At 52.5% G+C, this 15,575-nt stretch carries 15 protein-coding genes; 12 read left to right on the plus strand and 3 right to left on the minus strand.

Going from position 1 to position 15,575, the window contains the following annotated elements; genetic code table 11:
• Positions 1 to 56 precede the first annotated feature (56 nt).
• The 3 genes from U9O48_RS07095 to U9O48_RS07105 are packed head-to-tail and all read right to left on the minus strand — an operon-like array spanning position 57 to position 4,506.
• Complete coding sequence (locus U9O48_RS07095; protein ID WP_324723936.1) at positions 57 to 1,991, minus strand: heparinase II/III domain-containing protein; 1,935 nt, start codon at positions 1,989 to 1,991, stop codon at positions 57 to 59.
• Positions 1,992 to 2,008: 17 nt separating this feature from the next.
• Positions 2,009 to 3,220, minus strand: a complete 1,212-nt coding sequence (locus U9O48_RS07100) for an alginate lyase family protein (RefSeq protein WP_324723937.1) — start codon at positions 3,218 to 3,220, stop codon at positions 2,009 to 2,011.
• 26 nt (positions 3,221 to 3,246) lie between these two features.
• The gene (locus tag U9O48_RS07105) at positions 3,247 to 4,506 is read right to left on the minus strand and encodes an MFS transporter (RefSeq protein ID WP_285149041.1); all 1,260 of its coding nucleotides are present in this window, start codon (positions 4,504 to 4,506) and stop codon (positions 3,247 to 3,249) included.
• Between the two features lie 363 nt (positions 4,507 to 4,869).
• Between U9O48_RS07105 and U9O48_RS07110 the strand changes: the two genes are divergently transcribed.
• From U9O48_RS07110 to cpoB, 12 genes are all read left to right on the plus strand, one after another.
• A complete protein-coding gene (locus U9O48_RS07110) occupies positions 4,870 to 5,625 on the plus strand; it encodes an oligogalacturonate-specific porin KdgM family protein (protein WP_285149042.1) in 756 nt (251 codons plus the stop codon).
• A gap of 796 nt (positions 5,626 to 6,421) precedes the next feature.
• The gene (cydA, locus tag U9O48_RS07115; RefSeq protein ID WP_095281278.1) at positions 6,422 to 7,990 is read left to right on the plus strand and encodes a cytochrome ubiquinol oxidase subunit I; all 1,569 of its coding nucleotides are present in this window, start codon (positions 6,422 to 6,424) and stop codon (positions 7,988 to 7,990) included.
• 15 nt (positions 7,991 to 8,005) lie between these two features.
• Entirely contained in the window at positions 8,006 to 9,145 is a 1,140-nt protein-coding gene (gene cydB, locus U9O48_RS07120; protein WP_282494094.1) for a cytochrome d ubiquinol oxidase subunit II, read from the plus strand.
• 14 nt (positions 9,146 to 9,159) lie between these two features.
• Positions 9,160 to 9,273 (plus strand): cytochrome bd-I oxidase subunit CydX, encoded by a 114-nt coding sequence (cydX, locus tag U9O48_RS07125; RefSeq protein WP_095281280.1) that lies wholly within the window; start codon positions 9,160 to 9,162, stop codon positions 9,271 to 9,273.
• Between the two features lie 136 nt (positions 9,274 to 9,409).
• Complete coding sequence (gene ybgE, locus U9O48_RS07130) at positions 9,410 to 9,691, plus strand: cyd operon protein YbgE (RefSeq protein ID WP_282494139.1); 282 nt, start codon at positions 9,410 to 9,412, stop codon at positions 9,689 to 9,691.
• A gap of 149 nt (positions 9,692 to 9,840) precedes the next feature.
• A complete protein-coding gene (gene ybgC, locus U9O48_RS07135) occupies positions 9,841 to 10,245 on the plus strand; it encodes a tol-pal system-associated acyl-CoA thioesterase (protein ID WP_032617092.1) in 405 nt (134 codons plus the stop codon).
• Positions 10,242 to 10,934, plus strand: a complete 693-nt coding sequence (gene tolQ, locus U9O48_RS07140) for a Tol-Pal system protein TolQ (RefSeq protein WP_100777167.1) — start codon at positions 10,242 to 10,244, stop codon at positions 10,932 to 10,934. The genes ybgC and tolQ overlap by 4 nt, the downstream gene beginning before the upstream one ends.
• 3 nt (positions 10,935 to 10,937) lie before the next feature.
• Positions 10,938 to 11,366: a colicin uptake protein TolR gene (gene tolR, locus U9O48_RS07145; RefSeq protein WP_095281284.1), complete on the plus strand. Its 429-nt coding sequence runs from the start codon at positions 10,938 to 10,940 to the stop codon at positions 11,364 to 11,366.
• Positions 11,367 to 11,394: 28 nt separating this feature from the next.
• Entirely contained in the window at positions 11,395 to 12,663 is a 1,269-nt protein-coding gene (gene tolA / locus U9O48_RS07150) for a cell envelope integrity protein TolA (RefSeq protein WP_324723939.1), read from the plus strand.
• Positions 12,664 to 12,797: 134 nt separating this feature from the next.
• On the plus strand, positions 12,798 to 14,090 hold the full coding sequence (gene tolB / locus U9O48_RS07155; RefSeq protein WP_285158584.1) for a Tol-Pal system beta propeller repeat protein TolB: 1,293 nt from the start codon (positions 12,798 to 12,800) through the stop codon (positions 14,088 to 14,090).
• Between the two features lie 35 nt (positions 14,091 to 14,125).
• Positions 14,126 to 14,647 carry a peptidoglycan-associated lipoprotein Pal gene (pal, locus tag U9O48_RS07160; RefSeq protein WP_003858578.1) on the plus strand — a complete coding sequence of 174 codons (522 nt, stop codon included), beginning with the start codon at positions 14,126 to 14,128 and terminating at the stop codon, positions 14,645 to 14,647.
• Between the two features lie 9 nt (positions 14,648 to 14,656).
• Positions 14,657 to 15,451: a cell division protein CpoB gene (gene cpoB / locus U9O48_RS07165; RefSeq protein ID WP_324723940.1), complete on the plus strand. Its 795-nt coding sequence runs from the start codon at positions 14,657 to 14,659 to the stop codon at positions 15,449 to 15,451.
• Positions 15,452 to 15,575: the final 124 nt, after the last annotated feature.

Consider the following 15,575-nt stretch of genomic DNA (forward strand, 5'->3'; position numbering starts at 1 on the left):
CTTTGACATAATAAATGTCCGTTTCGACATGGTTGGCCGCTGAAAAGCGGCCTTTTTTATGCCTGGTATTCCTGCTGTAATCTTTTATCCGTCACGATGATTTCCCCTTCGCATGACTCAATTTTCACTTCACCTTCGCCGCTTAAATCCGTCACAAACACCCAGCAAACCCGCGTGTCGTGGCCGCGCAAAATCAGGTAATCCAGTTCAGACGTCGAGGGGTTGTCTGGCCCTTTGGCCTGAATGATGTGCGCGTTGCTGAGCGAAAAACAGCTGATCGTCACGGGTTTATCAGCCTGATAGCGTAAGTTAGTCTGACCATTCAGCGGCATTTGCGTGGCCTGGTGGACGTAGGGATAACACAGGCTGATCCCGGTTTGCGGCGTATCCGACTGGGATTCACCGCGAATCAGATAGATCGCATCCACGCACTGGGCGTGCGGGTTTTCTACATCCCAACGGTCGATAAGCAGATTCTCCGTGACCTGCACGCTGCGGCGGAAAACGACATCGCGGTAAGCCTCCTCATCCCACTCTACGCGCGTTTTACTGTCGGGCAGGGCGGCGGGGGATCGCCAGTCCACTTCGGTAATCAGGCGCGTAGCAGCCGGTTTCTCCTCATACCGAATTACGCGCGGGACAGCGGGCGGTTGGTTTAGCCCGTTCACGCATAATGTATTGTGTGAAAAAGAGTTTTTGTAGTAGCCGTAGTGCAGCGGTGCGCCGTAGCCCGTGGTGCCGAGATCGGGAAACAGTGCTTTGCCCCGGTTGAAAACGATCAGGTTCAGACGATCGTAATGATCGTGCTCCCCGCCGTAAGGACCGTGTTTAATGCACACCGCCCGTCCTGGCGCGTTTCGGATCAGGGTAAAACCTGCGCCGGGATGGTGCTCGCTGGCGGTCGGAGCTTGCAGGGCGTCAGCAGGCAGCGGTTGGCCGTAAAACAACGCGTCGATATGATTGCGCGGCGTGGTGCGATAGAGACAGGCCAGCAGCTGACCGTACGCCTCTTCGCCATAATAAAAATACGCGAATTCATAGATATCCGCATGACCGAGCCGCTCCTGGCCGTTCACGCAATCATTCACTTTGGGCAGCGTCATATCCGGTAGCAGGAATTTCATCGGCAGGCTAAGCATATGCGGATAGAACGGCTGATCCAGCAGGCTAAACGCGCTGTTTTTCGCCAGTTTCTCAAAGACGAAAAAGGCTTCCAGAGCGTAGTAGTGATAGTGCAGCGAGCCTTCAAACCATAATCCGCCCGGCAGCAGGGCGTGCTCCAGCTGATAGCGCAGGCCGTAAGGGCTGTTAACGGCAAACTCCAGATAAGCATTCTCTTCCAGCACGGCGCCGATGATGCCGACGGTGGCGCTGATCTTCACTTCATGATTGTGCATCTGATTGCTGCGGTGCTGCATTAAAAAATCTGCGCCGCAGCGCAGCAGACGGGTGGCGATGTATTCGTCCTGCTGAGCCGTCAGTTCGCAACGAATCAGATCAAAACCGCGGGCAAAATCGGCATGACAGTTCGCCTCGCACAGCGTCTGGGCGTTGGCTTTGCCGGGGCCGTTGTAGGGAATACCGCCGTGCTCCTGATAATCGGGATAGTACTTCGCGTACTGCATCAGAATATCGATGACCTTATCCCGGTAGCGCGTCTCGCCGGTGAGCAGCCACAGCAGGCTCAGTTCATAGGTTGCTTTCGCATTTAGCCCGTTCAGCCAGCGCCACCAGGCACCGTAGTAGGGTTCGCCCGTAAAAACGGCCCCGTCCACGGGGCAGCGATGTTTATTGGGGGAGTGCCGGTTCCACTGCAGACGCACGCTGTGTTGCGGGCAGAAGAAGTAGTGGTTCCAGGTGGCGCAGCCGGTTTCGGGCACCAGCGTGTCGCTGTCGATGACGTCGCGGTTGCCCTCAATCAGCCCGGCGAGGATCGCCGGGGTGACGTTTTGACGGGCGGCGGCAAGTTGTTCTGCAGTAAATTGTTTCACTCTGCACCTGTACCCGATTATTTTACCAGCGGAGAGCCGGGCATTAAGAAGTTGATATTATCGGCATTCTCTTTGCTCAGAATGGCGACGCTCTGCGTAAAGGTGGCATCTTTATAGGCTCGCGCCGCCGCCAGCATCGGACCGGTGGCTTCCTCCGGGGTGTATTTCAGCTCCTTGTAAGGCCAGCTGCTGGCCGGTTTGCCAATTTGCTCGCTGATGAAGACAAACGCGCTTTTGGTGGTGCGGCTGTCGAGCTCGAAATTCCACACGTCATTGCCGGTCTGCTCCCCGTAACGCCCCATTCGGCCATAGGCGGCGAGGGCGAAACTGGAGTAATGGAAGGAGCGGGTGCGCTCAAGCTCTGCAGAAAGTTCGCCCTTGCTGTTGATCTGCGAGATCAGATGACGATGCTTAAAGATCTCAATCTGCTCTGTGGCCTGTTTTTTATCTCCGGTGAAAAGCGAGAACGCGGTGACCTGGGTGTCGTACCAGGCTCCATGATTGTTATACCAGTTCGCTTCTTCATGCCCGTTCTGACTGGTTTTCAGCCAGCGAGTGTAGTCAGCGTACCAGCGCTGGTAGCGTTTGAAATCCTGATCCGAAAGTGTTTTCGCGTTGTGTAACAGCACAATGCTGTCGGCGACATCAATCAGCACGCGGGTGTCGATGATGCCAATTCCCCGTCCGTTCACGATGCCCGGAATGGCCTGGGCATAGTTGAGGTTCGGGTTCATCCGCGTCTCTTTGTGCAAGAACCAGGTCTGCAGCTGAGTATTCGCCTTTTGCGCATACTTAGGGTCGCCGCTGTAGAACGCCGCCAGGGCTAACGCGCGGATGTCATCAGAGAAATGGGCCATCCTCTCGCTGTCCGTATCATCGGTTTTGGAGGAAGGATTGATATGACCGTCGTCGCGGACGTAGGGGAGGTGGTCTTTGGTGTCCGGGTTTGGCCACCAGTAGGGGCCAAAACTGTAGTAATCGTGTTTGTTGCCGGAGGCGGGTACCAGCTTTTTCTGCGTTACGCTGTACGGCGGATGCTGCAGGGCCGCATCGGCTTTTTTCATCAGCGCCTGAATGGCTGGCGCGTAGACGGCGTCATTCTGGGCGATCTTCGTTTTGATCTCCAGCATCTGCTGGCAGTCGTAAGTCAGGCAGGGATCCGCAGCTGACTGGGCATACAGGGGGGCTGCGCACAGCAGGCCGGTGAAACACAGTGTCAGAATTTTCATTTTTATCTCCCTCTTAATAATGCTATTCACGCGACCACAGGTTTCAATGCCGCGGCAGGATTTTTGATGAGCAGCCACAGGAATGCGGCACCGATCAGATCGAAAACGCCCAGACCAATAAAGAACGCGTTGTAGCCAACCACCGCGACCATCGCGCCGAGGAACAGACTAAACGCAAAGTTGCCCATGCTGCCGGTAAAAGCGGCAAAGCCGGTAGCGGTGGCGACTTTTTGCTTCGGGAAAAGGTCAGACGACATGCTGATCACGGTAATCGACAGACACTGATGGGCAAAACCGGCGATACAAAACAGCGCAATGGCAGCATAGACGTTTTCGACGTAGCCGACTGCGGCCATGGACACCATCAGCAGTGCCGCGAAGGTAAAGGTGATGCGTTTGGCGTTGATAATGTGTACGCCGCGATTGTTGAGAAACTTCGAGATGTATCCGGCAGCCAGACAGCCCAGGTCCGCCGTCAGGAATGGCAGCCAGGCGAACATCGCGATTTCACTCAAATTCATATGACGCACGGTGACCAGATACAGCGGCATCCAGTAGTGCAGGGTTCCCCACGCCGGGTCGGCCATAAAGCGCGGGAGTGAGATGGCCCACAGGTTTTTATCTTTGATCATCGAGCTGAGAGTCGCTTTCTGCGTCGTCACGACCAGACTGTTGTCCGCCTGAACTTCGTCATACTCCGCTTTGAGCAGCGCCGGATGGCTTTCCGGCGATCGATAGCACACCAGCCACAAAATACTCCACAGAATCCCCATCCCGCCGGTGACCACAAACGACATCTCCCAGTTGTAGTTGAGGATCGCCCAGACCACCAGTGGAGGCGCGAGCATCGCTCCGAGAGAGGTGCCGAGACTGTAGATCCCGCAGGCCAGCCCGCGCTCTTTCGCCGGGAACCACTCGGCGGTGACTTTCATCCCCGCCGGGTTAAATGCCGCTTCGGTCAAACCGAGGCCGCCACGCAGGCAGGCTATCGGCAGCCAGGTGCTGAATAGCGCCGTCAGCATGTTGCATAACGACCACAGCGCCGCCAGCACGGCAAAGCTGATGCGCAGGCCAAATTTATCAATGATGAAGCCGCAGGCGATCCCGCCTATCGCGTAGGTGAAGGGAAAGACGGAGACGATCCAGGAGTACTGCTCGCTGGACAAGTTCAGGGTTTTCATCATTTCTGGGGCCGCCACGCCGAGGGTACTGCGTGCCAGGTAGTTGATTATTGTCCCCAGCATGACCAGGGAAATAATATACCAGCGGAGTTTCTTTATCTTCATTATCGCTTCCATGAGTTGGTTGAAATTTCGTTGTTTTAAAAATGAAATGTAATTTCAATTTATCGTATGGAAAAATTTGATGGTCATAATTGATGAGGGTCACAAATTTAAAAACAGAATAGATAATAAATTATTTAAAAAACATATAGGCGGCATGAATTAGTTTTATTAAATCATTTGCGCAAATGATCTATTTTTTATAAATATAAAAACGAAACGGTATTTCAATAAAAAGTGTGGGATTGATCTTATTTTTAAAAATATGCAGATGATCTGTTTTTAGTAATGAATATGATGCCTTCCTGTTGTCAACACCGAGTTCAATGCGGCAATACGTTTAATAAAATATAAAAGGGATGAATTATGCAAAAGAAATGGCTATGGACATTACTGGCTTGTGTTAGCGCATGCCCGGTGGTTTGTCAGGCGCTGACGTTTGACGTACGGGGCGGCTACAGGGCAGGCAGTCACTCGTATGAATCGCGGTACAAGGTCAGCGAAAGCTGGAAAACGGGCTGGTGGGCCAGTATTGAAACCGATAATAAAAACAATAAGAGTAATGGCCGGGGAGCCAATGGGGGGGATAAATCTGACAGTGCTCATTCATTGGGTGACAGCAAAACCGATTACAATGAAATAGAATCTAATTACACGATTCCGTTATCGGATAAATGGAGTTTCCAGCCCGGTGGCATTTATCACTGGAGCAGTAACGGAACGCAAATACGCCCTTATCTCCGGCTGAATTATAAAATCACTCAGGATTTAAGTACGAGTTTACGTTATCGCTATGATTATAACACCTATGAAACCACGAATAGCGCAGGAGAGTCTCATCGCGATAGCGTTAACCGTCTGGACTTGTATCTGGGCTATAAAATCAACCCTAAGTGGAGTGTGCTCTGGCAGGGAACGATATATAAACATGTTAATGATGATTATAAATATAAGAATGACAAATCCTGGTCAACGGAAAATGCCGTTACGCTGCGTTATAAATGGAACAGCTGGTTTAGCCCGTATGTAGAATATGATTATCTCGATAAACAGGGTTTCTACGAAGGGGAAGGGTGCATTGCTGAGTCGCGCTACCGCATCGGTATGACGTTTACGCTCTAAGCAGCAGCAAAATCTGCCCGGCGGATGTGCCGGGCAGGAAGCGCGATGAACATCGGCACTTCTTTCGGCATGAGTCTGCACATGTCACCCCTCAGCAGTACCCAGCCTGACTAAAATTTACACGAACGGACCGGCTAAGACGTTTCGATGATCATTTCGTTAACGTTATAGTTGCGCGATGGTGTTAATTGAAAGCTGGCGTTGGGTGAAATTAATGTTATTTTTGCCTGGGCTATTGCCGTAATGGAAAAAGAAGTCTAAGCCACTATCCTTAAATGTTTGTCAGCTTTATAAAGCGAGACGACAAGCAACGTTAAAAAAAATCACTGTTGTTTATATCCCATTCCGCATTTGCTAACCATTGCTCCGATCAAATCCACATCCCATTAACATTGCATTTACTATGGCTAATGCATTTAAACACCTTTAACAGAATCGGGCGTTTTTGATTTAAATCAATGTTTAATACTTGGAAATGCACCCTAAAAGGCGCTAAATTGTCGGCGATCAAACTGGCTGAAAAGTGGTAAATTCGCTATATATTGATCACCGTCGTAAAACGTAAATCTCCTTCAATAAAAACCTGTTTATTGTAAGGGCTTTGCAGCGTATTATATTTGCGGGATCAATTAGAGTTTTTTCTTAACGTATTTGTAACCTTTCGTCATGGCTTTTTCCTCTTTTGAAGAATAAGTCACGAAGAAGGGAAACAGATAACTTTGTATTGGGGCATGTGTGTGAACCCTTTCGAAGGGATTCACTCTCGGAGTCTTCATGCGATGAGCAAGGAGTCATGATGTTAGATATAGTCGAACTGTCGCGCTTACAGTTTGCCTTGACCGCGATGTACCACTTCCTTTTTGTGCCACTAACGCTCGGTATGGCGTTCCTGCTGGCCATCATGGAAACGGTCTACGTCCTTTCCGGCAAACAGATTTATAAAGATATGACCAAGTTCTGGGGCAAGTTGTTTGGTATCAACTTTGCACTGGGCGTGGCGACCGGCCTGACCATGGAGTTCCAGTTCGGGACTAACTGGTCTTACTATTCTCACTACGTTGGGGATATCTTCGGTGCGCCGCTGGCCATTGAAGGTCTGATGGCCTTCTTCCTCGAATCCACCTTTGTAGGTCTGTTCTTCTTCGGTTGGGACCGTCTGGGTAAAGTTCAGCACATGGCCGTGACCTGGCTGGTGGCCTTAGGCTCCAACCTGTCCGCACTGTGGATCCTGGTCGCTAACGGCTGGATGCAGAACCCTATCGCGTCTGATTTCAACTTCGAAACCATGCGTATGGAGATGGTCAGCTTTGCCGAGCTGGTCCTGAACCCGGTTGCTCAGGTGAAATTCGTTCACACCGTGGCCTCGGGTTATGTCTGCGGCGCGATGTTCGTGCTGGGCATCAGCTCCTACTATATGCTGCGCGGTCGCGACTTCGCTTTCGCCAAACGCTCCTTTGCTATCGCAGCAAGCTTCGGTATGGCAGCCATCCTGTCTGTTATTGTTCTGGGTGATGAATCCGGTTACGAAATGGGCGACGTGCAGAAAACCAAACTGGCGGCTATCGAAGCCGAATGGGAAACTCAGCCGGCTCCGGCAGCGTTTACTCTGTTTGGTATTCCTGACCAGGATGCGCAGGAAAACCGCTTCGCCATTCAAATCCCTTACGCGCTGGGTATCATCGCCACCCGTTCTGTTGATAAGCAGGTCACGGGCCTGAAAGATCTGATGGTGCAGCACGAAGGACGTATCCGTAACGGTATGAAAGCTTATGCGCTGCTGGAACAGCTGCGTTCAGGCTCAACCGATCAGGCTGTTCGCGATCAGTTCAATGACGTGAAGAAAGACCTGGGTTACGGTTTGCTGCTTAAACGCTACACGCCGAACGTCTCTGATGCGACTGAAGCACAGATTCAGATGGCGACCAAAGACTCTATTCCTCGCGTGGCTCCGCTGTACTTCGCGTTCCGTATCATGGTCGGTTGCGGCATCCTGATGCTGCTGATTATCGCGGCGTCCTTCTGGTCCGTGATTCGTAACCGTATCGGCCAGAAAAAATGGCTGCTGCGTACCGCGATGTACGGTATTCCATTGCCATGGATTGCGATCGAGTCCGGCTGGTTTGTAGCGGAGTATGGCCGTCAGCCATGGGCGATCGGTGAGGTGCTGCCAACGGCAGTGGCTAACTCGTCGCTGACTGCAGGGGATCTGATTTTCTCCATGCTGCTGATTTGCGGTCTGTACACCCTGTTCCTGGTGGCTGAACTGTTCCTGATGTTCAAGTTCGCACGCCTCGGCCCGAGCAGCCTGAAAACCGGTCGCTATCACTACGAGCAGTCCACTGTGACTACTCAGCCGGCACGCTAAGACAGGAGTCGTCAAATGATCGATTATGAAGTATTGCGTTTTATCTGGTGGCTGCTGGTCGGTATCTTACTGATTGGTTTTGCGGTCACTGACGGTTTCGACATGGGGGTGGGCATGCTCACCCGTTTCCTCGGTCGTAATGACACCGAGCGTCGAATCATGATCAACTCCATCGCCCCGCACTGGGACGGTAACCAGGTGTGGCTGATCACCGCGGGCGGCGCACTGTTTGCCGCCTGGCCGATGGTCTACGCAGCTGCGTTCTCCGGCTTCTATGTGGCGATGATTCTGGTGCTGGCGTCCTTGTTCTTCCGTCCGGTCGGTTTTGATTACCGCTCCAAGATCGAAGACACCCGCTGGCGCAACATGTGGGACTGGGGCATCTTCATCGGTAGCTTCGTGCCGCCGCTGGTGATCGGCGTGGCGTTCGGCAACCTGTTGCAGGGCGTTCCGTTCCACCTCGATGAATACATGCGTCTGTACTACACCGGTAACTTCTTCCAGCTGCTGAACCCGTTTGGTCTGCTGGCAGGTGTGGTGAGTGTCGCGATGATCATCACTCAGGGTGCAACCTATCTGCAGATGCGTACAGTAGGTGAACTGCACCTGCGTTCCCGCGCGACTGCTCAGGTTGCCGCGCTGGTGACGCTGGTCTGCTTCGCGCTGGCAGGTGTTTGGGTGGTTTACGGTATCGACGGTTATGTCGTGACGTCGGCTATCAACCACACTGCGCCGTCTAACCCGCTGACTAAAGAAGTCGCGCGTCAGGCAGGTGCATGGCTGGTGAACTTCAACAATACCCCTGCGCTGTGGGCTATCCCGGCTCTGGGTGTGTTGCTGCCGCTGCTGACCGTGTTGACATCTCGTCTGGAAAAAGGGGCGTGGGCATTCGTCTTCTCCTCACTGACTCTGGCGTGCATCATCCTGACCGCGGGTATTGCGATGTTCCCGTTCGTGATGCCTTCCAGCACCATGATGAATGCCAGCCTGACCATGTGGGATGCGACGTCGAGCCAGTTGACGCTTAACCTGATGACGTATGTTGCTTGCGTGTTCGTACCGATTATCCTGCTCTACACCACCTGGTGTTACTGGAAGATGTTCGGTCGTATCACGAAAGAAGACATCGAAAGCAACACTCATTCCCTGTACTAAGTAAGGAGCTGAATATGTGGTATTTCGCATGGATTTTAGGGACGCTTCTTGCCTGTGCATTTGGTGTCATTACCGCGCTGGCGCTCGAACATATCGAAGCGACCAAAACCGGTGAAGAAAAGCACTGATGATGAATGTTATCGTAAAGCGATATACGACAGCATTCGGGCTGCATCGAGGCGGCAAGTCTGAGAATCCCCAGGAGCTGACATTAGTCAGTGACTGGGGTGAGCAGACGCAGCCAACGAAGAGGCAGCCTGAATGATTAAGTATATCTATGCGGTAATGGACAAGCGCCCGTTACGGGCGCTTTCCTTAGTGATGGCACTCGTGCTGGCAGGCTGCATTTTCTGGGACCCGTCGCGCTTTGCGGCGAAGACCAGCGAACTGGAGATCTGGCATGGTTTCTTGATCATGTGGGCAGTTTGCGCGGGCGTCATTCACGGTGTGGGCTTTCGCCCGAAAGCCGTTCACTGGCAAGGTATTTTCTGCCCGCTGGTCGCTGATTTAGTGCTTCTCGCAGGACTTGTTTTTTTCTTTAGCTGAATAAGAACTGTCCGTTAATCTTATGGGCTTACCCGAGCCCATAAAAATTTACTCTCCGTTTACTTTCCCCCATTCCAAACCATCATTCCCGCGCGTATAGTAGCGAAGTTTAAAAGCTCTAAACTTTTGTTGCATTACCGGGATGTAAAGTGAATACAACGCTGTTTCGATGGCCGGTCAGGGTCTATTACGAGGATACCGATGCCGGGGGTGTGGTCTACCACGCCAGCTACGTTGCTTTTTATGAACGGGCACGCACTGAGATGCTGCGCCATCATCACTTCAGTCAGCAGGTTTTGTTGGCTGAACGAGTTGCCTTCGTGGTACGCAAGATGACGCTGGAGTATTTTGCGCCCGCCAGACTCGACGATATGCTCGAAGTCCAAACGGAAATAACATCAATGCGTGGAACCTCACTGGTCTTCACGCAGCGGATCGTCAACGCAGAGAACACAGTACTGAACGAAGCAGAAGTTCTGATTGTTTGTGTTGATCCACTCATCATGAAGCCTCGTGCGCTTCCTAAGTCTATTGTCGCGGAGTTTAAGCAGTGACTGACATGAATATCCTTGATTTGTTCCTGAAGGCTAGCCTTCTGGTTAAACTTATCATGTTGATTTTGATTGGTTTTTCAATCGCATCCTGGGCCATCATCATCCAGAGAACCCGTATTCTTAACGCTGCTGGTCGTGAAGCCGAAGCCTTTGAAGACAAGTTCTGGTCTGGTATTGAGCTTTCTCGTTTGTATCAGGAAAGCCAGGGGCGTCGTGACAACCTCTCAGGCTCCGAACAAATTTTCTATAGCGGTTTCAAAGAGTTCGCTCGCTTGCATCGTGCTAATAATCATGCACCTGAGGCGGTCGTTGAAGGGGCATCGCGTGCCATGCGCATCTCGATGAACCGTGAACTGGAATCCCTTGAAACGCACATTCCGTTCCTTGGCACGGTAGGTTCTATCAGCCCGTATATCGGTCTGTTTGGTACCGTGTGGGGGATCATGCATGCCTTTATCGCACTGGGTGCGGTGAAACAGGCTACGCTGCAAATGGTTGCTCCGGGTATCGCAGAAGCACTGATCGCGACCGCAATCGGTCTGTTCGCCGCTATTCCGGCGGTTATGGCCTATAACCGACTGAACCAGCGCGTGAACAAACTGGAACTGAACTACGACAACTTCATGGAAGAGTTCACGGCGATTCTGCACCGTCAGGCGTTTACCAGCACCGAGAGTAACAAGGGGTAAACCATGGCCAGAGCGCGTGGACGAAATCGTCGCGAACTTAAGTCCGAAATCAATATCGTACCGCTGCTGGACGTATTGCTGGTGCTGCTGCTGATCTTTATGGCGACAGCACCGATCATCACCCAGAGCGTGGAAGTTGATCTGCCGGATGCGACAGAATCACAGGCGGTGAGCAGCAATGATGATCCACCGGTCATTATTGAGGTTTCCGGCGTTGGGCAATACAGCGTGGTGGTCGAGAAAGATCGTATGGATCAGCTGCCGCCAGAGCAGGTTATTGCCGAAGCGCAGCGCCGCCTGGAGTCAAATCCGAAAACGGTCTTCTTAATCGGTGGCGCCAAAGATGTGCCTTACGATGAAATTATTAAAGCGCTGAACTTGCTACATAGCGCGGGTGTTAAGTCGGTAGGCTTGATGACGCAACCGATCTAATCATCTGCACAGTTTTTGGGAACCGATAGTGTCAAAGGCAACCGAACAAAACGACAAGCTTAAGCGAGCGATCATTATCTCCGCGGTGCTGCATGTGGTTCTTTTTGCAGTGCTGATCTGGAGTTCGTTCGATGAGCATATTGACGCGTCAGCCGGCGGTGGTGGGGGCTCTTCCATCGACGCCGTCATGGTGGACCCTGGCGCGGTAGTGCAAAACTATAATCGTCAGCAACAGCAGCAGGCGAGTGCAAAACGTGCAGAAGAGCAGCGTGATAAACAGGCGCAACAGCAAGCCGAGGAACTGCGTGAAAAGCAGGCCGCGGAGCAGGAGCGTTTGAAGCAGCTCGAGAAAGAACGTTTGCAGGCGCAAGAAGCGGCGAAAGAGCAGGCTACCGAACAGAAACAGGCTGAAGCCGCCGCGCAAAAAGCGCAAGAGCAGCAGAAGCAGGCAGAAGAGGCGGCCGCTAAAGCCGCAGCCGATGCCAAGGCAAAAGCAGATGCTCAGGCGAAACAAGCCGCCGATGCGGCGAAGAAAGCCGCTGCGGATGCACAAAAAGTCGCAGAAGCAGAAGCCGTGAAGAAAGCCGCTGCCGACGCAGAGAAAAAAGCACAAGCAGAAGCAGCGAAGAAAGCAGCTGCTGACGCACAGAAAAAAGCAGAAGCTGAGGCCGCGAAGAAAGCCGCTCAGGAAGCGGAGAAGAAAGCCGCTGCCGATGCTGCGAAGAAAGCGGCTGCAGCAGAGAAGGCTGCCGCTGAAAAAGCCGCTGCTGCTGAGAAGGCCGCAGCGGACAAAAAAGCCGCTGCCGCTGAAAAGGCTGCTGCAGATAAGAAAGCTGCTGCCGATAAAGCCGCAGCCGCCAAAGCTGCCGCAGCGAAAAAAGCTGCAGCGGAGAAAGCTTCGGCATCCGATGTTGACGATCTTTTCGGTGACCTGAGTTCAGGTAAGAATGCGCCGAAATCGGGCGGTGGGGCGAAAGGAAGCAATGCATCGCCAGCAGGAAGTGGTAACACTAAGAATAACGGCGCTTCAGGCGCTGAAATCAATGGCTATGCCTCGCAGATTAAATCGGCGATTGAAAGTCGATTTTATGATGCTTCATCTTATGCCGGTAAAACGTGTACGCTGCGGATAAAACTGGCACCGGATGGCATGTTACTTGATATTCAGTCCGAAGGTGGCGATCCGGCCCTGTGTACTGCTGCGCTGGCAGCGGCGCGTCAGGCGAAGATGCCAAAACCACCTTCGCAAGCCGTCTATGAAGTCTTTAAAAATGCGCCGCTGGACTTTAAACCTTAAGTCACAATTTCTCCGTGCAAACGGGGAAAAATAGACCAGGTTTAGTCACAGGGTTCTGGTAGTTTTGTCTATTTGAGTTTGTTAACATTCTGCTAAATTATCGCGGGTAAGGTTACCCGGGTAAGGGAGATATGATGAAGCAGGCATTACGTGTTGCAGTAGGTTTCTTTATGCTGTGGGCAGCTTTGCTGCACGCAGAGGTACGCATTGAGATCACCCAAGGGGTGGACTCCGCGCGTCCGATTGGCGTTGTTCCGTTCCAGTGGGCAGGCCCTGGCGCTGCACCTGAAGACGTTGGCGGCATTGTTGCGGCTGACTTGCGTAACAGCGGCAAATTCAATCCATTAGATCGTTCTCGTCTGCCACAGCAGCCGGGTACCGCTCAGGAAGTTCAACCTGCTGCCTGGTCCGCACTGGGTATTGATGCCGTGGTCGTGGGCCAGGTGACTCCGAATCCGGACGGTGGCTACACAGTGGCGTACCAGCTGGTGGATACTGGCGGCGCTCCGGGTACGGTTCTGGCGCAGAACTCGTATAAAGTGAACAAGCAGTGGCTTCGCTACGCAGGTCACACTGCAAGTGATGAAGTGTTCGAGAAGCTGACCGGTATTAAAGGCGCTTTCCGTACCCGTATCGCGTATGTGGTGCAGACCAACGGCGGCCAGTTCCCGTATGAACTGCGCGTCTCTGACTACGACGGTTACAACCAGTTCACCGTTCACCGTTCACCACAGCCGCTGATGTCTCCGGCCTGGTCTCCGGATGGTTCTAAACTGGCTTACGTGACCTTCGAAAGCGGTCGTTCAGCCCTGGTTATCCAGACGCTTGCTAACGGCGCTGTGCGTCAGGTGGCTTCGTTCCCGCGTCACAACGGTGCACCAGCGTTCTCACCGGATGGTTCTAAACTGGCATTTGCTCTGTCTAAAACCGGCAGCCTGAACCTCTACGTGATGGATATCGGCTCAGGCCAGATCCGCCAGGTGACGGATGGTCGTAGCAACAACACTGAGCCAACCTGGTTCCCGGACAGCCAGAACCTCGCGTTCACGTCTGACCAGGCGGGTCGTCCTCAGGTGTATAAAGTGAATGTAAACGGCGGTGCTCCACAGCGTATTACCTGGGAAGGCTCTCAGAACCAGGATGCGGACGTGAGCAGCGACGGTAAATTAATGGTAATGGTCAGCTCCAACGGTGGGCAGCAGCACATTGCCAAACAAGATCTGGTAACGGGTGGCGTGCAAGTTTTATCGTCAACGTTCCTGGATGAAACGCCAAGTCTGGCACCTAACGGCACGATGGTAATCTACAGCTCTTCTCAGGGGATGGGATCTGTGCTGAATCTGGTTTCTACAGATGGGCGTTTCAAAGCGCGTATTCCGGCAACTGATGGACAGGTAAAATCACCTGCCTGGTCGCCGTATCTGTAAATAATAATTAATTGATTACTAAAGGAATCTTAGAAATGCAACTGAACAAAGTGCTGAAGGGGCTGATGATCGCTCTGCCTGTAATGGCAATCGCGGCGTGTTCTTCCAACAAGAATGCAAGCAACGACCAGAGCGGCGAAGGCATGATGGGTGCCGGCACTGGTATGGACGCTAACGGTAACGGCAATATGTCTTCTGAAGAGCAAGCGCGTCTTCAGATGCAGCAGCTGCAGCAGAACAACATTGTTTACTTCGATCTGGACAAGTATGACATCCGTTCTGACTTCGCTGCGATGCTGGATGCGCACGCAAACTTCCTGCGTAGCAACCCATCTTACAAAGTCACCGTAGAAGGTCATGCGGACGAACGTGGTACTCCTGAGTACAACATCTCCCTGGGTGAGCGTCGTGCGAACGCCGTTAAGATGTACCTGCAGGGTAAAGGCGTTTCTGCTGACCAGATCTCCATCGTTTCTTACGGTAAAGAAAAACCTGCAGTACTGGGTCATGACGAAGCGGCTTACTCCAAAAACCGTCGTGCCGTACTGGTTTACTAAGAGAATTGCATGAGCAGTAACTTCAGACATCAACTATTGAGTCTGTCGTTACTGGTTGGAATAGCGGCCCCCTGGGCCGCTTTTGCTCAGGCACCAATCAGTAGTGTCGGCTCCGGCTCGGTCGAAGACCGCGTCACTCAACTCGAGCGTATTTCTAATGCTCACAGTCAGCTTTTAACCCAACTCCAGCAGCAGCTCTCCGATAACCAAAACGATATTGATTCTCTCCGTGGTCAGATCCAGGAAAGTCAGTATCAGTTGAACCAGGTTGTCGAGCGTCAGAAGCAGATCCTGTTGCAGATCGACGGCATGAGCAACGGTGGCGCAGCGGCGCAACCCGCGGCGGGCGATCAGAGTGGGGCGGCGACAGCCACTCCGGCTCCTGCAGCTGATGCGTCAGCCTCCACAGGCGCGCCTGTACAGAGCGGTGACGCGAATACTGACTACAACGCAGCGATTGCCCTGGTGCAGGATAAATCGCGTCAGGACGATGCTATCGCGGCGTTTCAGAACTTCGTGAAAAAGTATCCTGATTCAACGTATCAGCCAAATGCGAACTATTGGCTCGGTCAGTTGAATTACAACAAGGGTAAAAAGGATGATGCGGCGTTTTATTTTGCCTCAGTGGTAAAAAACTACCCAAAATCACCTAAAGCCCCTGATGCCATGTTTAAGGTCGGCGTCATCATGCAGGGTAAAGGCGACAGCGCGAAAGCGAAGGCCGTTTATCAGCAGGTGGTCACCAAGTACCCAGGCACCGAAGGTGCGAAACAAGCGCAAAAACGTCTTGGATCGATGGGTTGAGTGTCGCATGACCAGAAATCGCGTTATTTCTGGTCGTGCCGCCTGATTCGTAAGCAGTTAAGTGATCTTCGTCGAAATTTTTGTTGCGCTGAATTCTTAAATCAGTAATATATGCCGCCGTTGC

The sequence above is a fragment of the Lelliottia sp. JS-SCA-14 genome (assembly GCF_035593345.1).
GTDB lineage: Bacteria > Pseudomonadota > Gammaproteobacteria > Enterobacterales > Enterobacteriaceae > Enterobacter > Enterobacter wanjuensis.